This is a genomic window from Candidatus Doudnabacteria bacterium, from assembly GCA_037200925.1.
GTDB lineage: Bacteria > Patescibacteriota > Doudnabacteria > UBA920 > O2-02-FULL-48-8 > JBDTSL01.
This window is the reverse complement of record JBBCGO010000001.1, coordinates 573,592-596,874: the sequence shown is the minus strand read 5'-3', so window position 1 is coordinate 596,874 and position 23,283 is coordinate 573,592. Positions and strand designations below refer to the sequence as shown.

20 protein-coding genes and 1 tRNA gene are annotated in these 23,283 nt (G+C 47.5%); 10 read left to right on the top strand and 11 right to left on the bottom strand.

What is annotated here, in order from left to right:
* Nucleotides 1-78 precede the first annotated feature (78 nt).
* Nucleotides 79-3,957 (top strand): DNA-directed RNA polymerase subunit beta', encoded by a 3,879-nt coding sequence (gene rpoC, locus WDN47_03430; protein MEJ0021611.1) that lies wholly within the window; start codon nt 79-81, stop codon nt 3,955-3,957.
* 206 nt (nt 3,958-4,163) lie between these two features.
* Nucleotides 4,164-4,685, top strand: a complete 522-nt coding sequence (locus WDN47_03425) for a Gmad2 immunoglobulin-like domain-containing protein (GenBank protein ID MEJ0021610.1) — start codon at nt 4,164-4,166, stop codon at nt 4,683-4,685.
* A gap of 184 nt (nt 4,686-4,869) precedes the next feature.
* Here WDN47_03425 and WDN47_03420 read toward each other — a convergent pair whose 3' ends face one another.
* Nucleotides 4,870-5,556, bottom strand: coding sequence for a hypothetical protein (locus tag WDN47_03420; protein ID MEJ0021609.1), 687 nt, complete (start codon nt 5,554-5,556; stop codon nt 4,870-4,872).
* A gap of 179 nt (nt 5,557-5,735) precedes the next feature.
* Here WDN47_03420 and WDN47_03415 point away from each other — a divergent pair, with 179 nt between their 5' ends.
* The gene (locus tag WDN47_03415; protein ID MEJ0021608.1) at nt 5,736-6,497 is read left to right on the top strand and encodes a helix-turn-helix domain-containing protein; all 762 of its coding nucleotides are present in this window, start codon (nt 5,736-5,738) and stop codon (nt 6,495-6,497) included.
* A 26-nt stretch (nt 6,498-6,523) separates the two neighbouring features.
* Here WDN47_03415 and WDN47_03410 read toward each other — a convergent pair whose 3' ends face one another.
* The 4 genes from WDN47_03410 to tsaD all read right to left on the bottom strand — a co-directional run bounded on the left by WDN47_03410 (nt 6,524) and on the right by tsaD (nt 12,086).
* Nucleotides 6,524-8,626, bottom strand: coding sequence for a valine--tRNA ligase (locus WDN47_03410; GenBank protein MEJ0021607.1), 2,103 nt, complete (start codon nt 8,624-8,626; stop codon nt 6,524-6,526).
* A gap of 213 nt (nt 8,627-8,839) precedes the next feature.
* Complete coding sequence (locus tag WDN47_03405) at nt 8,840-10,195, bottom strand: diguanylate cyclase (protein MEJ0021606.1); 1,356 nt, start codon at nt 10,193-10,195, stop codon at nt 8,840-8,842.
* Nucleotides 10,196-10,238: 43 nt separating this feature from the next.
* Nucleotides 10,239-11,003 carry a hypothetical protein gene (locus WDN47_03400; protein MEJ0021605.1) on the bottom strand — a complete coding sequence of 255 codons (765 nt, stop codon included), beginning with the start codon at nt 11,001-11,003 and terminating at the stop codon, nt 10,239-10,241.
* A gap of 75 nt (nt 11,004-11,078) precedes the next feature.
* Nucleotides 11,079-12,086: a tRNA (adenosine(37)-N6)-threonylcarbamoyltransferase complex transferase subunit TsaD gene (gene tsaD / locus WDN47_03395; protein ID MEJ0021604.1), complete on the bottom strand. Its 1,008-nt coding sequence runs from the start codon at nt 12,084-12,086 to the stop codon at nt 11,079-11,081.
* Nucleotides 12,087-12,177: 91 nt separating this feature from the next.
* Between tsaD and WDN47_03390 the strand changes: the two genes are divergently transcribed.
* The 4 genes from WDN47_03390 (at nt 12,178) to WDN47_03375 (ending at nt 16,585) form a co-directional block, all read left to right on the top strand.
* Nucleotides 12,178-12,633 carry a hypothetical protein gene (locus WDN47_03390; protein MEJ0021603.1) on the top strand — a complete coding sequence of 152 codons (456 nt, stop codon included), beginning with the start codon at nt 12,178-12,180 and terminating at the stop codon, nt 12,631-12,633.
* A 186-nt stretch (nt 12,634-12,819) separates the two neighbouring features.
* Nucleotides 12,820-14,361, top strand: coding sequence for an efflux RND transporter periplasmic adaptor subunit (locus WDN47_03385; protein MEJ0021602.1), 1,542 nt, complete (start codon nt 12,820-12,822; stop codon nt 14,359-14,361).
* Nucleotides 14,362-14,382: 21 nt separating this feature from the next.
* Nucleotides 14,383-15,066 (top strand): HlyD family efflux transporter periplasmic adaptor subunit, encoded by a 684-nt coding sequence (locus WDN47_03380; GenBank protein ID MEJ0021601.1) that lies wholly within the window; start codon nt 14,383-14,385, stop codon nt 15,064-15,066.
* Nucleotides 15,067-15,070: 4 nt separating this feature from the next.
* On the top strand, nt 15,071-16,585 hold the full coding sequence (locus WDN47_03375) for a DHA2 family efflux MFS transporter permease subunit (protein MEJ0021600.1): 1,515 nt from the start codon (nt 15,071-15,073) through the stop codon (nt 16,583-16,585).
* Nucleotides 16,586-16,815: 230 nt separating this feature from the next.
* Here WDN47_03375 and WDN47_03370 read toward each other — a convergent pair.
* The 4 genes from WDN47_03370 to WDN47_03355 form a co-directional block, all read right to left on the bottom strand.
* A tRNA-Glu gene (locus tag WDN47_03370) sits at nt 16,816-16,890 on the bottom strand.
* 257 nt (nt 16,891-17,147) lie between these two features.
* Complete coding sequence (locus tag WDN47_03365) at nt 17,148-17,816, bottom strand: hypothetical protein (GenBank protein MEJ0021599.1); 669 nt, start codon at nt 17,814-17,816, stop codon at nt 17,148-17,150.
* A 61-nt stretch (nt 17,817-17,877) separates the two neighbouring features.
* Complete coding sequence (locus tag WDN47_03360; protein ID MEJ0021598.1) at nt 17,878-18,714, bottom strand: alpha/beta hydrolase; 837 nt, start codon at nt 18,712-18,714, stop codon at nt 17,878-17,880.
* An 8-nt stretch (nt 18,715-18,722) separates the two neighbouring features.
* A complete protein-coding gene (locus tag WDN47_03355) occupies nt 18,723-18,854 on the bottom strand; it encodes a hypothetical protein (GenBank protein MEJ0021597.1) in 132 nt (43 codons plus the stop codon).
* A 123-nt stretch (nt 18,855-18,977) separates the two neighbouring features.
* On the opposite strand from WDN47_03355, the gene WDN47_03350 reads away from it, so the two are divergent.
* A complete protein-coding gene (locus WDN47_03350; GenBank protein ID MEJ0021596.1) occupies nt 18,978-19,769 on the top strand; it encodes a hypothetical protein in 792 nt (263 codons plus the stop codon).
* Nucleotides 19,770-19,814: 45 nt separating this feature from the next.
* Here the strand turns inward: WDN47_03350 and WDN47_03345 are convergent, their stop codons facing one another.
* The gene (locus tag WDN47_03345) at nt 19,815-20,783 is read right to left on the bottom strand and encodes a hypothetical protein (GenBank protein MEJ0021595.1); all 969 of its coding nucleotides are present in this window, start codon (nt 20,781-20,783) and stop codon (nt 19,815-19,817) included.
* Entirely contained in the window at nt 20,780-21,310 is a 531-nt protein-coding gene (locus WDN47_03340; protein ID MEJ0021594.1) for an RNA polymerase sigma factor, read from the bottom strand. The genes WDN47_03345 and WDN47_03340 overlap by 4 nt, the downstream gene beginning before the upstream one ends.
* A gap of 59 nt (nt 21,311-21,369) precedes the next feature.
* On the opposite strand from WDN47_03340, the gene WDN47_03335 reads away from it, so the two are divergent.
* Together WDN47_03335 and WDN47_03330 are read left to right on the top strand one after the other, a co-directional pair.
* Nucleotides 21,370-22,212: a bifunctional 5,10-methylenetetrahydrofolate dehydrogenase/5,10-methenyltetrahydrofolate cyclohydrolase gene (locus WDN47_03335; protein MEJ0021593.1), complete on the top strand. Its 843-nt coding sequence runs from the start codon at nt 21,370-21,372 to the stop codon at nt 22,210-22,212.
* 113 nt (nt 22,213-22,325) lie between these two features.
* Complete coding sequence (locus tag WDN47_03330) at nt 22,326-23,282, top strand: FAD-dependent oxidoreductase (protein MEJ0021592.1); 957 nt, start codon at nt 22,326-22,328, stop codon at nt 23,280-23,282.
* The last annotated feature ends 1 nt before the right edge of the window (nt 23,283 follow it).

Sequence of the window (23,283 nt, the reverse complement as noted above, 5' to 3'; positions counted from 1 at the left end):
AATTTTTTCGAGAGGAGCGGCAAGTAGACCGAAGCGTATTTGCGAAGCAAATCGCGAAGTGTCTACCCGACGCGACGAATGGTACAGCAAACAGAAGAATTTAAAGCCGTCCGTTTGAAACTGGCCAGTCCCCAGGATATTTTGAATTGGTCTTACGGCGAGGTCACCAAGCCGGAAACCATCAATTACAGAACGCAGCGCCCGGAAAAAGACGGCTTGTTCGATGAAAAGATCTTCGGCCCGATCAAAGACTGGGAATGCTACTGCGGCAAATACAAGCGCATCCGCTATAAAGGGATCATCTGCGACAAGTGCGGAGTGGAAGTCACCAGAGCAGCGGTTAGGCGCGAGCGCATGGCCCATATCAGGCTGGCAGCACCGGTAGCGCACATCTGGTTTTTGCGCGGCGTTCCTTCGCGCCTGGGGTTAGTGCTGGATCTGTCAGTACAGGAACTGGAAAAAGTTGTTTATTTTGCCTCATATATTATCACCAGCGTTGACGAAGAGGCGCGCGCTTCCACCATGGAACAGATCGAGCGGGAATTCAAAGCCAAGCGCCGCGAGATCGACAGCCGCTACGAAAATTTGCTCAATCAGAAGAAACAGCCGGCTAAGCCTTCGGAAGACAAGGATGTCGCTGCTGCCAAAGAAGATACTGAAACTTTGCGCGTGCGCGACATGTGGGCCAAAGAGATCGAGCATTTGGAATCCATCCGCGACCTGGCCCGCAGTGAGCTTAAATCCATAAAAAAATATCAGATCATTTCCGAACTGGAATACCGCGACCTGTCGTTGAAATACGGCCCTGTGTTTGCTGCAGGCATTGGCGCTGCGGCCATCTCTCAGCTGGTGGAAGAGATCGATCTGGAAAAATTATTCACCCAGCTCCAGGAAGAGATCTTACCGGCTGAAGGAGTGAATAAAAGAAAACTGACCAAGCGTTTAAAGCTGGTCAAATCCATGATCAAATCAGGGATCAGGCCGGAGTGGATGATAATTGCCAACCTGCCTGTTATCCCGCCTGACCTGCGCCCTATGGTGCAGTTGGATGGCGGCCGGTTTGCCGCATCCGATCTCAATGATCTGTATCGCCGCGTCATTAACCGCAACAACCGTTTGAAGAAACTTTTGGAAATCGGAGCGCCGGAAGTTATTACCAGGAACGAAAAGCGCATGCTGCAGGAAGCCGTAGACGCATTAATAGACAATTCCATCCGCCACGGCAAGGAAGTAACGGCGTCCACCGGCCAGAAACGCAAACTGCGCTCACTGGCTGACATGCTCAAAGGCAAACAGGGGCGGTTCCGCCAAAACCTGCTGGGCAAGCGCGTGGACTATTCCGGACGCAGCGTTATCGTCGGCGGTCCGAAGCTGAAATTGCATCAGTGCGGCTTGCCGAAAAAAATGGCTTTGGAACTATTCAAGCCGTTCGTCATCTCCAAACTCATCTCCCGCGAATACGCCCATAATGTAAGATCCGCGAACCGCCTGATCGAGCAAGGCCGCACCGAAGTTTATGATATTTTGGAAGAAGTCACGAAAGACCATTATGTCCTGCTGAACAGAGCGCCAACGCTGCATCGTCTGGGTTTCCAGGCGTTCCTGCCGGTGTTGATCGAAGGCAAGGCCATTCAGATCCATCCTTTGGTGTGTCCGGCGTTCAACGCGGACTTTGACGGGGACCAGATGGCAGTGCACGTATCCTTAACCGCTGCTGCTCAAGATGAGGCGCGCAACATCATGTTGTCTGCTAAAAATCTTCTGAAGCCGGCTTCAGGCGAACCGATCATGGGCCCGAACCAGGATATGGTTTTGGGCTGTTACTGGCTGACCCGGATCCATCCGAACCAAAAAGGCGAAGGCAAATATTTTGGCTCCGCGGAAGAAGCCCTGCTCGCGTATCAGTCGGAATTGATCACTTTGAAAGCTAAGATCCATGTGCGCCTCACCGGCGAGTGGGGAGACAAGGGCCTGACTGAAACTTGCGTCGGCCGGATCATTTTTAATGAAGTCCTGCCTCAAGGCATGCGGTTTGTGAACGACGTTATGGATAAGAAACGGCTGCAGCAGGTGGTCCAGGTTTGTTATCGCGACTTTGGCATTGACCGCACCGCTCAGCTTTTGGATGACATTAAGGGCGTGGGCTTCCATTACGTGACCAAGTCCGGCATTTCCTGGGGCATGGATGATCTGACTGTGCCCGCGGTCAAGGCCGGCTTGCTGAAAAAAGCCGATGAAGAAGTGCTCAAAACTTTTGAACAATACCAGCAGGGTCTGCTTACAGCCCAGGAGCGCTATAATCGCGTTATTGAAATCTGGGCGGAAGTGCGGGACAGGGTGACGGAAGCGATCACTACGACATTGGATGAATTTGGCACAGTTTACCAGATGGTGAATTCCGGCGCCAGAGGTTCCGTGTCCCAGATCGCCCAGATGGCAGGCATGAAGGGTCTTGTGACCAACCCGGCCGGAGACGTTATTGAACTGCCGGCCAGAGATTCGTTCAAAGAAGGCCTGAACATTTTGGAATATTTCATTTCCACTCATGGCTCCAGAAAAGGTATGACTGACACGGCTCTTAGGACAGCGGATGCGGGATACTTGACCCGCCGCCTGGTTGACGTGGCGCAGGATATTGTCATCAATGCCGAAGACTGCGGAGCCAAATCAGGGCGCCTGATCACCCGCGCTTCCTCAGAAGCTTTGGGAAGGCCTTTGTCGCGCCGGATCTTTGGCCGCGTGGCTGCCCGCGACGTTGTTGACGCTGAAGGGAATGTCGTCGCGAAAGCCCAGACTTTGATCGACGACAAACTGGCATTGCAGATCGAAAAGTCCACGGCTTCGGAAGTGGAAGTGCGCACAGTGCTGCGCTGTACTTTGACCCGCGGCATTTGCGCCAAATGCTACGGTTACGACTTGGGCTTTAACAAACCGGTGGAACTGGGCGCGGCTGTGGGCATTGTGGCGGCGCAAGCCATCGGCGAGCCGGGAACACAATTGACCATGAGAACTTTCCATACCGGCGGCGTGGCCGGCTTGGATATTACCCAGGGCCTTCCGCGCGTGGAAGAATTGCTGGAAGCGCGCGAGCCCAAAGGGCAGGCAATCGTTTCGGAAATTGACGGGTTTGTTTCAAGCGTGAAAATTACCAGCAAAGAATCGACCATCCGAGTGGAAGCCAAAGACATTGCCAAAGATGAATATGTATTGGATACGCCCAAGCTGCAGCTGACCGACGGCGAGAAAGTGGACGAAGGCGATCCGCTGTTCGTCAACGCTAAGGGCGAAACCGTGAAAGCCAAATCAGCCGGCATCGTGAAATTGTCATCTGATACTTTGACCGTGGTCCGTGAATCAGAAAACTTTAAGGAATATTCCGTGCCTGCAGGCTACAGCCTTTTGGTCAGGGAAAAAGATCTGGTCGTCAAAGGCCAGCCTTTGACCGAAGGTAACTTAAATCTGCATCAAGTGTTCACCTTGCGCGGCATTGAAGCCTGCCAGGATTACATCATCAAGGATGTGCAGGAGATCTATTCTTCCCAAGGACAGAACGTCAATGAAAAGCATATTGAGATCATTGTCCGGCAGATGTTCTCTAAGGTGCGCGTCACAGAGCCCGGGGATGCTGATCTTTTGACCGGGGATCTGATAGACAAATCCCGGTTGATGCTGGCTAATGCCAAGATCGGGCCCAAGGGGCGCAAGGCTGAGGTAGAACAGCTCCTGATGGGTATTACCAAATCTTCTTTAAACACTGAAAGCTTCCTGGCCGCGGCAAGTTTCCAGGAAACCACCAGAGTCTTGATAGAAGCTGCTGTGACGGCCAAAACAGATTATCTGCGGGGACTCAAGGAGAACGTCATCATCGGCAAGCTCATTCCCGCTGGCACGGGCTACCGGCCTGAGGCTTTGGCGGAAAAAGAAGCCGCTGAGGTGGCGGATAATGCTGCAATATAAATAATAGTAAATAGAATCGGCTCTGTCGCATTTGCGAGGAGCCGCTTTTATTTTAGTTAGGGTTAGTCTTGGCGGCGACGAAGCAATCTATTCCAAGGGTTTGACTGCCACGCGACTGCCCAGACTTAGGCTTGATAAAATAGCAGTCGCTCGCAGATGCGATTCCTTCTATTTACTACTTTCTATTCGCCCGTTATACTATCTTTATGGATAATAAAAAATATTTACAAATCGCAGTTCTGGTCGTCTTAGCAGCCGTAGCTTTATTTATTATCAAGCGCAAACCGCAAACGATGCCGCAAGTCACGGATTTTCAATCGTGCTCAGCGGCCGGCGGTCAGCTTTTGCAAAGCGAGCCGGTGCAGTGCACGTTCAACGGCCAGACTTTTACCGAAGATACAAATCCCGCGCCTGAAGTAACCTTTGATACTCCCCAATACGGAGATCTGGTTTCCAGTCCCATGAAAATTTCGGGCAAAGCCCGCGGCACCTGGTTCTTTGAAGCGACCATGCCCGCGGTTTTGAAAGATGACCAGGGCAATATCTTAACCCAAGGCCCGATGCATGCCGATGGCGACTGGCAGACCACGGATTTTGTGAATTTTTCCGGCACTATGACCTTTGATCCGGGCGCAGCTCCATACGGAGTTCTGATAATCAGCAAAGACAACCCTTCCGGCGATCCGGCGAACGATTCCTCAGTCGCAATCCCGGTGAGGTTTAAGTAGGATTTGATAAATAAAAAAAGCCGCCGAATTGGCGGTTTTTTTATTTTGTCCCACTTTCTGCTCGTACGAGCAAAACATTGGACAATTTTTTAGATATAAAAAGGCCCCGCACCAAAACGTTTAAAGCGTTCAGTACGGGGCAGGCACTTTATACTCATACCTTAGGAGTTGATACCGCTTGGTTTTAGCGGATCTTTTTTACTGCAATTACTTCGGGCATGGGTAGATTGGCTCGATTGGGAACCATGCCAAGTTTTTGCTCAAGATGCAGACCAATGCAATTCGGCAATGGATGCTGACATAACGCGGCGAAGACTGCTTGAGCGCTTTCGTACGTGTCCGTTTGAAGGGTGCAGATTTCTTTGGCTCCGATATGTTCATTCGGAGGCGTTGCGACCCAGTAGAAGTGTTTCCGCACAAGATACTCCCGAACCTCTGGCAGAACCTGTCCTTGCAGGAATTTCACATGGATGTCTGCTTTGGCTTCGCCACACCGACCAGTGCTTGAGAAATTGAAGCTCTCCAAGATCTCATACATTGTTTGATCTGAGATTGGAGCAGGGAAACTGACCTTGTCTTTGACCAGTTCGATTTCCATATAGACTCCAGGCTCGTTTCCTGCGGCCGCGAGAATGGTTTCGACTGTGCGGCGCACATCTGCCACTACCGGAGGCAGATCGGATTTTTGTACCCGTATCCGGCCAGTCATATGATCTGTGTACTCGCGAGGAAAGAAGATGCTGAACGGATCGTCTTCGAAGCCGCAGCTTCTCAGAAACGAAGAGAAGTCATGGCTTGGCTGAATGAGGTCGGCGTGAACTTCGATTACCAAGCCCGGACCAGCCGGCGGTTTGAGGCCATTGAATTGCATTTTGCCCTCCTTGGGCTGTTATTGTCAGCTCGGTTATCGAGCTTAACTAGGAAGTTTATCAAGAAAAGAGAGGATTGTCTATAGATTTTCAACGAAAAAAGCTTAAATAACCTAAAATACCCATATAAATGGACTATTTTGTTGTTGACAATAGTCTAACAACAGAGTATAATATAAGCATGATCAATGAACTTCTAACTAAAATCGGCCTGAATGACAAAGAAATCCAGGTTTATCTGACTGTATTACAACAGGGCAAAATCAGCCCTACGGCTTTGTCGAAAGTCGTGGGTCTTAACCGGACCACGGTTTATAGTGTTGCCAAAGAGCTGGTGGCCAAGGGTTTGATTTCGGAAGACTTGGGAAGCCCGACAATCAGTTTGATCGCCAAGCCATTGGAAGAACTGGAAACAATGGTTGCAAAAGAAGAACGGGAAGTGCGCGGAAAAAAAGAGTTGGCTAAGAGAGCTATCCATGAACTGCAATCAGTAGTTAAAACTCAAACATTTGCTTTGCCTAAAATTGTGTTCATTCCGGAAGCTGAGTTGGAAGCATTCTTGTATAAGCGCCTTCCGTCTTGGAATCAGAGTATAAACAAATACGATGGTTTTTTTTGGGGATTTCAGGATCACACATTTGTAGAAAATTATGAAAAATGGATAGACTGGTCTTGGGAAACAGCCAAACCGGAAATTAAAGGATTGCATTTAATCAGTAACAATGCGGAAGAACAAATCAAAAAGAAAAAATTTGCCAAACGGCAAATTAAGTTTTGGGATCAAAGTAAAAATTTTACGGCAACGAACTGGGTTATGGGCGATTACGTAGTTATGATTGTGACCAATCAAAAACCGCATTATCTGGTGGAGATCCATGATGCGGTTCTGGCGCACAATATGCGCGAGGTGTTCAAAGGGATCTGGAATACGATGGAAAACTAAAAAAGAGCCTTACGGCTCTTTTTTAGTTATTTTTTACCCGGCCACTTCTGGATCATCAGAAGATCCTTGTGATTCATCTGCCAAATCGTTTCCGTCACAAATGGCATAAACGGATGCAGAAGCTTGAGGGAAGTTTCCAGAACCGTAATCAGCATCAGTTGCGCTGATTTTTTTGTTTCGGGATTTGCCAGTTTGGATTTGGATTCTTCAATGATCTTATCAGCAAAAGTGTGCCAGAAGTAATGATAAAGATTTTCCGAAGCATGGGCAAAATCAAATTTATCCATGAGCTTGGTGGTGTCAGAGATGATTTGATCCATCTCATCCAGGATTTTTTGGTCCTCAGGCAAAATGGTTGCGGACGAATCAAAACCATCGGAGTTTTGCAGGACAAACCTGGCCGCGTTCCAGATCTTATTGGCAAAGTTGCGGTAGCCGCGGACCTTGTCTTCGGACAGCGGCAAATCATTGCCGGGCAAGTTACCCACGGTCAGAGCCATGCGCAGGGCATCCACGCCAAATTGGTCAATGACGCCTAAGGGGTCAACCACATTGCCTTTGGACTTGCTCATTTTTTGTTTGTCTTTGTCGCGCACCAGGCCGTGGAGGTAGACGTTCTCAAACGGCACCTTGCCGGTTTTATAGAGGCCGAACATGATCATGCGCGCGACCCAGAAGAACAGGATATCCCAGCCGGTTTCCATGACCTGCGTCGGATAAAAAGTCTCAAAATCTTTTTTTCCGTGCGCCATCAGAGTTGCATAAGGCCATTGGCCCGAAGAAAACCAGGTATCAAATGTATCAGGATCTTGTGTCCAGCCCTCGCCAGGTGAATTTTCTGAAATTTTTATTTCCTCACCTTTGTACCACACCGGGATCGGGATGCCCCACCAGATCTGGCGGGAGATGGGCCAGTCTTTGATATTATTCATCCAATGCATGAAGATCTTTTCAAAGTTAGCAGGAATGATCTTGATGCTCCCGTCCGTCACAGCCTTGACCGCCATGTCCCGCAGGCTCGGTTTGCCGTTAAATTCCTTGGTCATGGCCACGAACCATTGGAGGATGACTTGCGGCTCAATGATGGTGCCGCATTTATAGCAGACCTGAACATTGTGCTTGTAATGCTCATTGGTTTTGCTTTCATCAAGCAATCCTTTATCGCGAAGTTTTTCCACTATTAAGGGCCTCGCTTTTTTGATATGCTGGCCTACGAACTCGCCGGCGATGGGCAGAAGTTTTCCGGTTTTGTCTATGATCTGCTCAAAAGGAAGATTATGGCGCTGGGCAATGTCAAAATCAGCCGCATCGTGCCACGGCGTGATGGTCATGGCGCCGGTGCCGAATTCCATGTCTATGGAGTCGTCTTTGACCACGGTTGCCGTGATCGGGCCGTTGATCCATTCCAGATCTATCTTTTGCCCGTCTTTATATTTGGCATAGCGCTTGTCATCCGGATGCATGACCACGAACTTGTCGCCGAATTTTGTTTCCGGCCTGGCAGTGGCAATGGTGAAGGGACCGTATTTCAGATAATAGAGAATGTCCTCGCGCTCTTCATATTTGGTTTCCAGGTCCGAAAGCGCGGTCTGGTGTTTGGGACACCAGTTGCAGATGCGGTTGCCGCGATAGATCAAGCCATCATCGTACATTTGCTTGAATGTTTCATAAACTATTTTTACTATCTTGGGATCCAAAGTGAAAGTGTTCCTGGACCAGTCGGCAGATGCGCCCAGGCGGCGGATGCCTTCTTCCGTGATATGTTTGTTGGTTTGGACAAAGTCCCAGACTTCACGGTAGAATTCTTCCCGAGTCATTTGGAACCTGGACCGATCTTCTTTTTCAAGTTTTTTTTCAAACACCACCTGGGTTTCAAAGCCCGCGTGGTCGGTCCCGGGCAGCCACAAGGTTTTTTTACCAAGCATGCGCTGGTAGCGGATCATAATGTCTTCCAAAGTCATGCCCAAAGCGTGACCAACGTGAGGAGAGGCATTGGCATTCAGAGGGGGCATGATGATCGTGAACGGCTCGCCTTCTAAATTATCCGGATTGAAAAAACCCGACTCTTCCCAGAGTTTATAGATCTCGGATTCTTTTGATTGATCGTAAGTTTTCGGAATTTCTTGCATAAAAAAACACCATTAATAATTGGTGCTAAGAGTCCTCTCGGACGGTGCCATCTTAACTTTATCTTAATTACGGTTTTTACGGAGGACTTCCGGCGGGGTCTACTTATTTCTTCCCGCAGCTAGCCCGTTGATGGGCATGCAAAGTGACAGCTTTGCTGGGTCGCTATTGCTGATTTAAACCTGTCTAAATTATAAGCAAAGTATAAGGTTGGGTCAATGTACACGCACAAAGCTATTGCCATATCGGTGCTTGGCTCTATATAAAGCGTTATCGGCATTTTTTAGCAGGGTTTCTGCATCTACGCCGTTCTTGGGGAAAGTGCTAATGCCGGCAGAAAAATTGATATAAGCTTCTTGGTGCGGTGTCAGATCGAATGGTTTTTTAAAAGCTTTCCGGATCCGGCTGACTACTTGATCCGCCTGGCGAGTTGAATTAAGATTGGGCACAAGAATTACAAATTCATCGCCGCCAAAGCGCGATATAATATCATTATGCTTAATATTCTTTTTTAGGCGTGATGCCACCTGCCGCAGGAGCAGATCTCCGATCAAGTGCCCGGCTGTGTCGTTGATCTCTTTGAACCGATCCAAGTCGAGGAAGATCACGGCAAATTTTCGACCATATCGGGCGCTGGCTTTGAGCAATGCATCCAGCCGTTGGGTGAATAAAAATCTATTTGGCAGCCTGGTCAGGGTATCGTGGAACGCTGCGCGTTTAATTTGTTCCTCGTTTTTTTTTCGTTCCCGAAGGTCACTGAAAATCGTCAACAAATGGGGGTTTTGTCCCGGCGTTTCCACATATTGGATCAAAGATTCGACCGGAAGCTTCCGGTTATTTATTGTTTTAATTGCAACTTCGAAAACCGAAGACAGGATTTTTTCTTTTAAAATACGTTTGAGTTTTTTTTCAAATATTTTGTGAAAAGAAGGGTGAATAATTTGGTTTATGCTTGCTCGCCTTAAAATAAATTTATTCAGGCCGGTTTGCTTGAGCAAACCTTGATTAAAATATGATATTTTGAGGGTATTGGGGTTAAATATTAATATTGGCTGAGGCGTATGGTCGAGCGTGTGCTTTATATCTTGTAAGCTGCTGTTTAATTTATTGATGGTCATGGCTTGAGCTAAAGAATTACCTAAAGCAATACTCAAGTCACGATCTGTTTGTGAAAAATAACGGATTTTTTTAAAACAAAATACAGCATTTCCATACAGATGGTTCTTATACGCGATCGGAATAATCACAAAACTTTTCATGTGCGCGCCTACGTCATATTTTTGGTTGCGTTCTTTGGGAATCTTTGTTGCAAAAAAAGGAAGTCGATTTTTACTAACCCGGGCATTGATACCTCGAGTTCGCGGCGGTTGAGGAACATAAGGCGTCCCGGGACTTTTATAAGCCAGGCTATAATGCCCATGATTATTTGGCATTTTTATCCAGATGAAACCGAAATCAGCACCCAGAATTTTCATTCCAGTCTGGGTAAAAACTTCCGTAACCAAACTCATATCCCGTTTTTCCAGAAGCTCCAGTGTCGCCTGGTTTAAAATTGTAATAAATGATTTCATAAATCTAAAAAAATGGAGAGGGAAAGACGATGCTTGCCCTCTCTTATAGCACGCCGGCCAAGACAATCCCTGTGTAGACTTGGCCGTAATAAACGAGTTTCTTCTCCCGGACGACCGTCACTGCCATTCTCGCCCCATCTTCCAATGGTTTGAGAATTTCAGCTAGCTGATGAGGCGTGGTGTGTCCCCACTTTATATCCTGGTTGTCCTCAGGAAAAGGGTGGACCAGCACGATGCGGCCATTGTGACTGAGCACAGGCCCTAATCCCAACAGTGTCCTCTGTACTTTATCCAGCGACATCAACTGGAATATTCTCGATGCGAGGACGAGTGATATCAGTCCCGGGCTGAATTCTCCTCCTAAAATGAGCTTTTCAGCATCTGCGAACACTACCTCCGGTTGGTTGAATCTGTCCAGGCGGAGCTTTTCTTTTGAGAGCATGCGGCGCAAACGCATTTTGGTTCGCCTACATACAACTTTACTCGCGTCCACCAGCATGATATTCAGGTAATTTTCCATGGCTTTCGGGATGTACCCCAAGTCATGTCCCTCTCCTGTGCCCAAGTGCAGCAGCGTGCCGCCTCTCAGATCAGAATAATTCAAGGCGGACATTTCTTCGAGCAGGAAGTCAGAAACGCCTTGCCCGAATCGATTGTTCTGCCTGCGGTATTCTCTGCTGTCAACCTCGCCTCCAAGGTTAGAAGGTGCCAGCGGGAAAGGGCCGCTGAACCTTAGATCAAGCTCGGTTCTCAGCTCAATCTCGGGGATTAGATCGAACGACGTCTCGAACTTGACACCTAATATCATGACCAAAGCCTCCCAGGGTCCGGATGCTTATTATACCCCGAAAATCTAAAAAATAACAAGGGCACGAAGTTCGCTTTATTTTAGTTTTAAATTAGGGTTAGCGCTGAAATTAATTGCACGCAATTGCATATTTTTCAGCCTATAAAAAGCAGCCAGGCCGATCATGGCGGCATTGTCCGTGCAATATTCAAATTTGGGAATGGAATACGCAAACTTATATTTTTTTGCCAGTTTTGTAAATTCATTGCGCAGCATTTCGTTGGCAGCGACGCCGCCGCCGAGCATGATCGTTTTTGGTTTGTAGCGAATGATGGTTTTTTCCAGTTTATTGATCAGGACATCCACGATCGCCTGTTGAACCGATGCGGCGACATCAGCTTTATCTTGCTGCGATATTTTTCTGCGTTTCTGCAGAGTATAAAGCACCGCGGTTTTAAGTCCGGAGAAACTGAATTCGAAATTTTTCGAGTTGATCATGGGCCGCGGAAAATTAAAAGCGGTCGGATTCCCTTTTTTTGCCAATTTGCTTATTAATGGGCCTCCCGGGTAACCAAGACCCAGCATCTTGGCGGTTTTATCAAACGCCTCGCCGGCGGCATCATCTACAGTTTCGCCGACAACATGGTATGTGCCGTGTTTTTTCATTTGGACCAATAAAGTATGCCCGCCTGAGACTATCAGGGCGATTGCCGGAAATTTTATTCGCGTACCAACGAAGTTGGCATAGATATGCGCTTCCAAATGATTGATCGGAACGACCGGGATGCCCAAAGCCGCACCCAGCGCACTCGCCGTGTCTATACCTACCATAAGGGAAGTGGCCAAGCCCGGACCCTGGGTCACCGCAATATAATCCAGATCAGCTAATTTGGTTTTCGCTTGTTTTAAGGCAAGGTCAATGGTCGGGATAATCGCCGTGATATGGGATCTGGCCGCTACCTCAGGCACTACGCCGCCGAATTTGGCATGTAGCCTCGCTTGCGAGGCGATGACATTGGATTTAACTTTGCCGCCGCAAATTACCGCGGCCGCAGTTTCGTCGCAGCTGGTTTCAATTGCCAAGATTGTCAGGGATTTTTTCATGGTATCGCATAGACATTATAGCCCAGATTGCCTATTGCCGGAATTTTAATTAAGCGCTATCATTAGACCATAATGATTAATATTAAAACTTATGGACAATAAGAAAACACTTTGGGTTGTTCTGGGGATCATCGTCGTCGTAGGCATTATTTGGGCGGTAGTCAGTTATAATAACTCCCAAAATGCGGCACTTGTCGGCAACACAACCACCACGCCAACTCCCGCCCCGACTCCTGTCGCCACCACACCTTCGGCCAACGGTAACCCGGCCTACGATGCGGCTTTGCTGAAATACGGCAAGAATCGGATCCAGTTTCAGGAAAATTGCCAGGCTCTCCCCGTCGCCGGTGTATTCAAAAATGGCACGACCATTATGCTAGACAACAGGGCATCTGTATCGCATGCGATAAAATTTGACTCTAAAACATATACCCTCGGCGCATATGATTTTACCACTGTGACGTTATCGAGCTCGGTATTGCCGCACAAGATTGCCGTAGATTGCGACAAATCCCAAAATGTTACCACGATTACGATTGAGAAATAAACAAACATAGCAAAATAAATATTAAAAAAAATCCGATCATCAGGTCGGATTTTTTTGGTGAACTTTGCGTATGACAAATTCACCCCATTGTATCGGAAATTAAATCACGGCCGTTAGTCAAACCACGGCCTCTATCTTTTTTCTGGTTAAAAGTGTATAATCAGAAAACTAAAAGCCTAAATATTTATGAATAAATACACTATATTTGTGGTTGTTGCTGTTGTCATCATTGCCGGAACGGGTATCTATTTAAGCCATGCGCTCAATAGCCGTCCGCAATACGGCTTTATAGAAGTAAAGCCTGCCAATGTAGTGCGGGGGATTTCCACCAATGGTACTGTACAAGCGGGGCAAAATGTCAGCCTGTCTTTCCAAGGAAACGGCACAATTAGTTCGGTGCCCGTACAGGTGGGCAATCAGGTCAAGATTGGCAGGATCCTGGCCTCACTCAATGCCCGGGATGCCGGTGCCTCGGTGGATCAGGCCAATGCCGCGGTTGCCGTAGCCCAGGCCAATTACCAAAAAGTCCTTGCCGGCGCCACCAATGCGCAGACTGCGGTGGCACAAGCCACGGTAACCAGTGCTCAAACCGCGTTAGCAAATGCCAACAACACTCTGGCTGCCACTCAAACCCAGCAGGCTACTGCCGTGCAAAACGCCTACAATGCATTATTGAATACTTCCATTACGGCGGTTCCTGGCACCGGCAATGTTGATAGCTCGGCCATTACCGTTTCCGGGACTTATACCGGCACAATTGAGGGAGTGTACAATATCAGCCTTTACGCCACAGGCGGCGGTACACAGTTCCATACTTTAGGATTGGAAGAGGTTTCCGGAAATGCTACTACCACCACACCCACAGTGCTCGGGACAAAAGGTTTATATATCCAGTTCAGCAGTACTCCTTCTGCCGCGGATACTTGGACCGTCACAATTCCGAACACTTTCGCACCGGCTTATGTGCCCAACTATAACGCCTATCAAGCAGCACTTCAAACCCAGACACAGAACGTTACCGCCTCACAGTCGGCAGTGAATTCGGCCAAGGCAGCCGAGGCGCAGGCGGAAGCCAATTTGCAATTGACCCAATCAGCAGCCCGGCCGGAAGATGTAGCGGCGGCTAAGGCTCAAATTGATTCTGCGCGGGCGAATTTGGAAACAGCACTGAGCACTTACAGCAAAACAAGGATCATCGCGCCGTTTAACGGCACTGTCACAGAAGTCGAGGCCAAGGTCGGGCAAACCGCCACTGCCGGAACGATAGAGATAAGCATGATTTCCGCCCAGAAATTTCAGGCAATTTGTTATGTTTCAGAAGCCGATCTGGGAAAGATCAATCTGAACGATGCTGCCCAAATTACCACGGACGCTTATGGCAGTGCTGTTAAGTTCCCCGCAACCGTAGCTGTCATAGATCCCAAGGCTACGATTGTCAACAATGTTTCGGGGTATAAAATTACCTTACAATTTACCAGCGACGATGCCCGCATTAAAGACGGTTTGAGCGCCAATATAGCGATTACCGATAAAACCAATCCCGGTGTTCTGGCTGTGCCGGCCAGTGCGTTGTTTACCCAAAACGGAACCGCAATAGTTTTGAAGAAAAATCAGGACGGCACAGTCACCCAGCAACAAGTACAAACAGGCATTACGGGTTTGGACAATATGGTGGAAATTACGTCAGGCTTGAACCAGGGCGACCAGGTTATTTATTTCGGGAAGTAAAAATATCCTTAAAAAATATTTATGTCAGCAGAACAAGATAAAGAGAATATAAGCACAGCCGGCACAGCAAATGCGCCGGAGGAAAAAAAGTCCGTCCTGAAAAATAAATGGGTGCAAAGCTCAGGGCTAGTGGTGCTGGCTTTGGTTATAGCGGCCGGGGTTTTGTATTTGCAGATGTCAAATTCCAGGGTCGGCATTGATACTTCGATAATCAACGCGCCATCTATTGTGCTTTCCCCGAACGCTTCCGGAGTCTTGCAGCAAGTTTACGTTCATGAAGGCGACGAGGTTGCGGCCAATACACCGGTAGCCTTGGTCGGCACAGAACTGATCAAAACCAAAATAGCAGGCATCATTACTTCAATTCAGAACAATGCAGGAACGATCGTCAATCCGACCCAGATGGTTGTAACTATGATCGACCCAAACCAGATGAGGGTTGTGGGGACTATTGACGAAAACAAAGGTTTGAACAGGATCCGCGTCGGCCAGGAAGCTTTTTTTTCAGTAGATGCTTACGGCTCCAAAAATTACCAGGGGATCGTGGATGAAATCAGCCCATCCTCCAACCAGTCCGGCGTGGTCTTCAATATTTCCGACCAGCGCGAAACCCAGCAGTTCAATATCAAGGTCAGATTTGATCCAACCCAATACCCGGAGCTTAAAAACGGCATGTCGGCGAAACTGACGATATTCACCAAATAATTAAATGGATTCCGAGGCTTTGATCCCCGAACAAATCCAGACTGAAGCCCCGTCCTTAAAATGGTGGGTCCTGTTAACCGTGATCGTGGGCACGTTTTTGGGCCGTCTTGACCAGACGATCGTTAATTTGGCTCTGCCGAAGATTATTAATGATTTCAGCATTTCAGTTTCCGCGGCCGGCTGGATTGCCACGGCCTATATTCTGGCCAATGCCATTTTTGTGCCGATTTGGGGCAAACTTGGTGATACTATCGGCCGGAAAAAAGTTTATATTTTAGGTTTTTCCATTTTTATTTTAGGCTCCGCCTTGGCGGGGCTGGCCTGGAATTTAAGCTCCATGATCGTGTTCCGGGTGATCCAGTCCATAGCCGGCAGCGCGGACTACCCTACGGCCATGGCCATTTTGGCCGTAACTTTTAAGGGACAAAAAGAACGCGCCCAGGCTCTGGGCATCTGGTCATCTTCGTTTGCAGCCGCAGCCGTATTTGGTCCGCTCATCGGCGGCCCGCTGATAGACAATTTCGGCTGGCGTTCCGTATTTCTGGTCAACATTCCGGTAGGGGTTGTGGGACTTTTTATGGCCATTACTTTTGTGCGCGAGTCGGTTTCGGAAAAAATTACCACCCACTTTGACTGGTGGGGCGCCATAACTTTAGGGATTGCCCTAAGCGCGCTGGTCCTGGTCCTTGACCAGGGTACTGCTTGGGGCTGGAGTTCCCTTAACTCTGTTTTGTGCTACATAGCCGTCGTTGCATTCACATATATTTTTGTCCGCATTGAGCATGGTTCGCCCGACCCGATTGTCGATCTGAAATTTTTCAAAATTCCGGCCTTCGTCAACACGCTCTGGAACAATTTCATAGTCTTCATGGGCCTTATGGGCGGTATATTTTTAGTCCCGATCTTTGCTCAAACATATTTAGGCTACAATGCCACGCAAAGCGGCTATTTGTTTATTCCGCTGGCCGCAGCCCTGATCCTTGCCGCTCCCATCGGCGGTAGCTTGATCGGCAGGGTCAAGCCGGGACTTGTGATCGCGGCCAGTACGTTTGTGACGGCACTAGGAATTTATCTGCTGTCTGTTTTTATTGACCCCAAATCAACCGCCTTGGATATTATGTTGCCATTGGCTGTGATGGCCTTTGGGCTAGGGTTTGGCATGGCCCAGCGCACCAACATAGTGGCTTCGGTGGTAGAGCAGGATGAGATCGGCATCGCATCTTCCGTACTGGCTTTGGTCCGCAATATTGCCGGCGCTTTCGGCATAGCCATTTTTGGAACCATCCTCACGAACCTTACTAACCATAATGTTTTAAATCTTGGCCGCAACAGCGTTCTGCACAGCACCAATCCGGCGGACTATAAAACTTTTATTGAACTGATCATCCTCAAAGCCCAGGTCTCAGCCTACGCCCAGGTATTCCTGCTGGCTGCTATTTTAGTGTTTATCGGTTCCATAACTGCGCTCTGGATCCGTGTTGGCCAGGAACGGACTGACGTGCATATAATGGTGGAATAATATGGTGACGAAAAAAATCACGGATCAAATATCCGTGTTTTTTTATCTCTAGTATCTGGTGATCCCACCGGGAATCTCAGGCTCGCGCTTATGCGCTCGCGTCCGGGGCAGCGCCGGAAGCTGCGGCACTCGCTTCCATCGGCGTTCGCTACGCACTGATGTGCTAGCTCACTGCTGCCCGTTCGATTCCCGGACCAAGAAAAAAATCCATACGAGCTGGATTTCTTTCTTGGTGATCCCACCGGGAATCGAACCCGGATTGCCAGGATGAAAACCTGGCGTCCTAACCGTTAGACGATGGGACCTCTCGTCGCAACCGGTCGAACCTTCGCGATCCCCAGCTGGGGATGCGCTACGGTCGACATGTTGTTCCTCTTTCACAAAACATGTGCTCGCTTCGCTGCGCCTCATGTTTTGTGAAGTAATCTATACTGCTCCTCTCAAAAAATTTGTTCTCACCGCCTTCGGCGGTTGCGACTCAGTTTTTTCGTGAACTTGAGAAAGCTTGGGTATTATACAAAAATTCCAAAGATTTTTCAATCATCAGATTTTCAGGATTTTTTCACATTCTTCCCAGAATGAAGATGATGGCAATACCCAAAACTATCCGCATTAAAGCGGTTAAGTGCAGGCGATTTGATTTGAATATCTGTTCCAGGATTTCGATCGTAACATTCATGGTCAAAGCCAGGACCGCAATCGCTGTCAGCTGATCCAGGCGGTCCGTGAATTCATCCATACCTAGTTTGTGTACCGCGATGGTTAAAGCCAGCCCGGTTGCCAGCGGGAGGGCAAAAGCAAATAGATATTTTCCCAGACGGCTGGTGGATCTGGCAGTTTGCGAGACAAAATTCCACGAGGGCGAGACAAGGCCGGAGAGGCTATAGATTACGGCAATAGCTTTGTCAGCGCCTTCATAGTGCCGGGTGAAACGCCGGCGAGCGGCATATTGTTCGACTCCTTTTATTATCAGTCCCAGGAAAATAAATTCTCCCAGAAGAACCAGCAGTTTTAGCGGGAGAGAAGCCGAGTTCAGGATCAAGTATGCCAAGCTCGCAGGAATTGTGGCGATCAAAACTATATCTGACACAAGAACGTCAGCTTCGGGATTTATCTGATAATTCTGTTTTTGTTTCCTAAGTTTGGACCAAATTACAACCAAGACGTATTTGAACTCTTCCCACGAATATACGACTGTCAGCAGTAAGATTAGTAAGATAAGTCGTGTCATATGGCTGTATTAAATTGTACAGCCAATCTTACCAGAAAGCGCCGGCTTTGTCAACCAGGCTTTATTGTATGAAATCGAGCAAAAAACCGGATACTTGTGCAGAATTGTTGAGTATGACTACGTGATTGGCTTCGGGAATCACTTCAAGTTTGGAACCGGGAATTCTTTTTTGCATCCTTTGGGTATCGGCAAGCAGAGCGATGCTGTCTTTCGCACCAGCTATGATCAAGGTTTTTTCCGGAAGTTTTTCCAAAGCCATTTTGTCGTCGATATCGATCATTAATTTGGAACTTAAAAGGTAGCTGTTCAATGAATTATGAAAGATGGTCCGAATGAGCCCTGCCCATTCATAGTCTTTATGAAATTTTCCAACCGGATATATTGAATGTCCCGGCCGGACAGGCTTTGGCGAGACTTTCGCAATAAAATTAGTCAGCTTGTGCGCAATTTTTTTTGCAGCCGGATGCTTAAGGTAGCTGGGAGAAGTAAAAAGCGGCGAAATTAGTATAAGTTTTTCGATTTTTTCAGGATTTTCTATGGCAAAACGATAAGCCACCACTGCGCCAAAAGAATGGCCGATCAAAATTATTTTTTCTAATTTTTCCTGATCAATAATCGTTATAATATCACTGACCAGATTGGCCATTTGGTAATTTTCCGGTGAACGCGGATGGCCGGAGTGGCCATGGCCCCGCAGATCCATGGCAATGGTTGAAAAATCCTGGTCCGGAAGAGAGTTCTGGATAAAACGCCAGGCATCCAGGTCCCCGCCCACGCCGTGTAAAAAAAACAGAGTCGGCTTGTCGGCGCCGACAGCCTGGATTTCATAGTAGAGATCTAAGCCATCATGACTTTTGATGATTTTTCGGGATACTTGCGGCATACCAGTTTTTTTCAAATGAGAAGCTAATGCTTATGGTCGCTGAGATTGTTATGATCGTCCGGAGGTTTTACAGGAATAGTTTTTGTTTTAACGATCAAAACAATGAACGCGCTTTTTATTATGTTCAAAATTCCCTGTAAAATTTCAACTATCATGAAGGATTTTTAATGCGCAACATGTTAAAGATAGCGATTAAAGAATTTTTAATCAACAGGCGCGTTGTTTCCCATAAAAAAGGGCAGTTGCATTCCCACTCAAGATTAGCCTAAACTTAGGGCATGAACGAATTGACTGACAACACTAATACAGTGAACAATCCCGAACAGGCGGTGGCTGAATTCGTCGGGGAACAGTTCATTGAATGGCTGATGGATCATATCGGCCAGCAAATGTTGGTAATGCCTGAGATCTTGATCCTGAAGACCGCGAAAGTGCGGCCGGAAAAGATAAAAAAGTTTATTCTTCAAAGATTTTTGGCAGCTGAGGCGTTTTTGGGCAGCCGCGAGGGCGATCCTGGGTTTCTGCGTTTTGCGATCGCCAATTTGTCCGAATCGGACGACCCGACCGCGGAAAGCGCATTGGAAATTCTGGAACAGAAACGGCTGGAAGAACTGGCCGGGCGCAAAATTGAGCGGGGAACGGTCACAATTACCGGTCGGGAGCTTTGGTTGAAACTGCTTATGGCGCTGGGGCTGTCTTCCGAAGAGATCGAACGGGCCGAGGCGAAAGAACCGACGCGGAACTATATTGCCGAATTATCCGAGGTTTATTCCACTTCCGAATGGCAAACTGCGGTCGGCGCATTGGCAGCCCTCGAGCGGGCAATCCCCGAAGAATATCGCGCAATATTGACCATGCTGCAAAATAACACTTCTCTAAACGTTAAGGATTTTGAAATTTTTACGGTTGATATCGGTTCCGGAACAAAATACAAGGCCAATGCCGATCATATTTTGGATAAGATCGTGTTTGACCATGAAACCAAGCTTCTGGTTTGGGAAGGCGTTAAGCGCCAGATGGAAATCCGCAAGGAATTTCTGGCAAGCTTGATAAAATATCTTGAAGGCTAAAAACTGCCCACTGGGCAGTTTTTAGCATCTCCCCTGAGGCAGTTTTTAGTTTCCTGAATTGTTGTCTTTCGTCCTTTTTCGCGATTTATGTTCGACTGAATTGTCAGGTTTTTGCTGTTGCGATTTTTGCTCGCTTGAATTAACCGGATCATCAGGTTTCATCTTTTGCGGTTGCGGTTCTGCTGAATTGTTGTCTTTCGTCTTTTTTTGCTGCCTCCCCTTAACCGGATTGGTGTCTTTCATTTGTTGCGGTTGTGGTTCAGCCGGATCATCGGTTTTCTGCTCTTGCGGCTGAGGGTCAGCGGAATCAACGGGATCATCGGTTTTCTGCGATTGCAGTTCAATGCTGGCCTTTTGGCGGGAATTTTTAATTCCATTAAGGTGATTGTCAATTGTTTGCTGGGCTTTTTGGTCGGGCATCTGGGTCTCGATGGTCTTGATCCTGTCCTCGTGTTTTTTCGCCAGCGTGTCGATCTGATCCAGCACTTTGCCCAGTTTTTCGGCACTGGCCGTTTGTCCGGAGTTTTCAAGTTTAACTTTGTTGGCTGTGACAGTGTCTATCGCATTCTGAATGCTTTCGTCCGATTCCTTTATGGTTTCCAATTGCTTCGTTTCCAGGCCCGGACCTGCGGGTTGCGCTTCAATCTCCTGTAAAGCTTCAAGCCTGCGGGTCACGATACCGGCTTGGACTTGGGCTTTTTGTTCCATGGACAAAGGCAGGCTTAAGATGACGTTTTCCCCGAATTTATTCAGGCCGAATAATCTGTCACCGGGATTGGCGTTTAACGCCAGCACAAAAGTGGCAGAAAGAAAAATAACCAGGCCGGCAACCAAAGCCGAATATTTCATGAATCTAAATGTGAAGAATGTTCGTGCAGGTGCTTTAATAGGAGTTTCGCGCAAGCTATACAGCAGCCGGTCTTTGACCCGTTGTTCGTCAAATCGAAAATCCTGCTCTGAATCTTTCAGCAGTTTGATCATCTTCTTTTTCGATTTGGAATTAAAAAATATCATAAATTTTTAAGTTTGGCGCGCAATGCTTTCAGTGCCCGGTGCTGCAGGACGCGCACTCCGACCGGGCTTTTGCCTAATATCTTTGCAGTTTCATTTACCGATAGATCCTGCTTGAATCTCAGATCCAAAACTGACTGATATAAAAGGGGAAGTTTTGCTAAAGCTGACCATAAATAATCATATTCTTCGTACAGCTGAGAATCCAGCGCAAATTGGGCCAGGTTTTCAACTGAGGAAAGTTCGGTTGTGTTTTTTTTGGTCCGCCAGTGGTCGATAAGAGTGAAATTGCCGATCTGGAACAGCCACGTGGAAAATTTGGCATTCGCCCGGGGCTGGTAAGAGCGCAAATTCGTCCAGGCTTTAAGAAACACGGTATGGACCAGATCTTCGCAGGTTTGCTGGTGGCGGATCTTATTGAACAAGAAATTATAAATCTGTTTGGCGTACAAGTTGTAAATTTGTCCAAACGCGTCCGAATCACCCTGCTGGGCCGCGCGGATCAGGTTTTGTACGTCATTTTCTTGCATATATTAATCGATAGAAGAGCCTAAGAGTTACCAAAGTAATATGGTACAATAAAAACTGTATGGCGACAATAGCTGAGGGTAAAACCATCGCGGGTAAGCTTTTAAAAAAGTTGAAGGATCAGATCCGAAGTTTGGGTTTGCATCCGCATTTGGCAGTGGTTTTGGTGGGAGATGACAGACCCTCGGAAACCTATGTCCGCAAAAAACAGGAAGCGGCACTAAGCATCGGCGTCAAATTTTCACTCTACAAATTCCCAAACAGTATTTCAGAGGGAAAATTGATCGCTGAGATCAAAAAAATCCAGAAACAAAACTTGTCCGGCATTATCGTTCAGCTGCCGCTGCCCAAGAATCTGGATAAGAAAAAAGTTCTTAATGCTCTTGATCCTTTGATAGATGTTGATTTTTTGACTTGGGAATCCTTGGGCAAACTGGTGATCGCCGAGAACATCCTGACTCCGCCGAGCCCGGGCGCGATACTGGAAATTTTGAAGTATTATAAGATCGATCTTCGCGGTAAACATATTGTTTTGGTCGGGCAGGGGGACCTGATCGGCAGGCCATTGACCAATTTATTGATCCACATGCCGGTGACGCTGACCACCTGCAATAAAGACACCAGGAATCTTAGAAAGATTACCCTTATTGCTGACATTTTGATCTCCGGTGTGGGCAAAGCCAAATTGATCAAAGCGAATATGATCAAAAAAGGAGCGATCGTCATTGATGCGGGGGTTTCATTTAAAGGCAAGAAGATGCATGGAGATGTAGATTTTCAAAACGTGGCGAAAACAGCATCATTGATCACTCCGACTCCGGGCGGAGTAGGACCGATTACAGTGGCAAAGTTATTGGAAAATGTCGTGGCGAATGAGATATCAAAAAGAAATCCTAAGCATTAAATCCTAAATTCTAAATAAATTCAAAATGACAAAAGATATATTTCAAAAAGTTTTAAGGCTTGGGATTTGCGATTTGTTTAGGATTTAGAAATTAGATATTAGAAATTTGCTTTATGTTTGACGTGATTATAGTGGGGGCCGGAGTGGCCGGATTCGCCGCAGCTTTGTATTCAGCCCGCAGGGGCTTAAAAACCCTGGTCATCGGCAAAGATGTGGCCGGACAGGCCAATTTTACCGATGAGATCCAAAATTTTCCCGGGATAGAAGCGATCGGCGGTTTTGAGCTGGTCAATGGGGTCAAAAAGCAGGCGGAAAAATTCGGCGCACAGTATATTCAAGCGGAAGTTTCCCGAATAAAACCTTCTTCCGCAGGTTTCATTGTCACAGCTTACGGTAAGCAGTACAAATCCGAAGGCCTGATTTTGGCTTATGGGAAAAAACCCAAAGATCTGGGCGTGCCTGGGGAAGAAGAGCTGAAAGGCAAGGGAATTTCTTATTGCGCCACATGTGATGCACCTTTGTTCAAAGGAAAAACCGTAGCCATCGCCGGCATCGGTGATATTGCCGCGGACGCGGGATTGTTATGCGCGAAGTTCGCAAGAAAAGTTTACGTTTTATCGAAAACCGAGAAGTTTTTGGGCAATTCAGGACTGGTCAAGACTTTGTTCAAGAAAAAAAATGTGGAATTTATTTCGCACGTCCAGATCCAGGAAATTTTGGGGCAAACCGCGGTTAGCGGTTTGCAGCTTCTTGATTTAAAAACAGGCAAGCAGGTAGAACTTCCTTTGGACGGTTTGTTTGTCGAGCTCGGGTATGTGGTTGATTCCAATTTGGTGAAAAATATAGTAAAGTTAGATGAGCAGGAGCAGATAATAGCGGATGCCAGCCAAGCGACCTCTGCGGACGGGATCTTTGCGGCCGGCGATGCCACGAACAGCACCTACAAGCAAGCGGTGATCTCAGCGGGGGAAGGCGCCACTGCGGCATTGGCGTGCTATGATTGGCTGATGAGGAAAAAAGGCAACTTTGGGTTGACCAGCGATTGGACGCAAATTAAGAGAGTTAAATAAT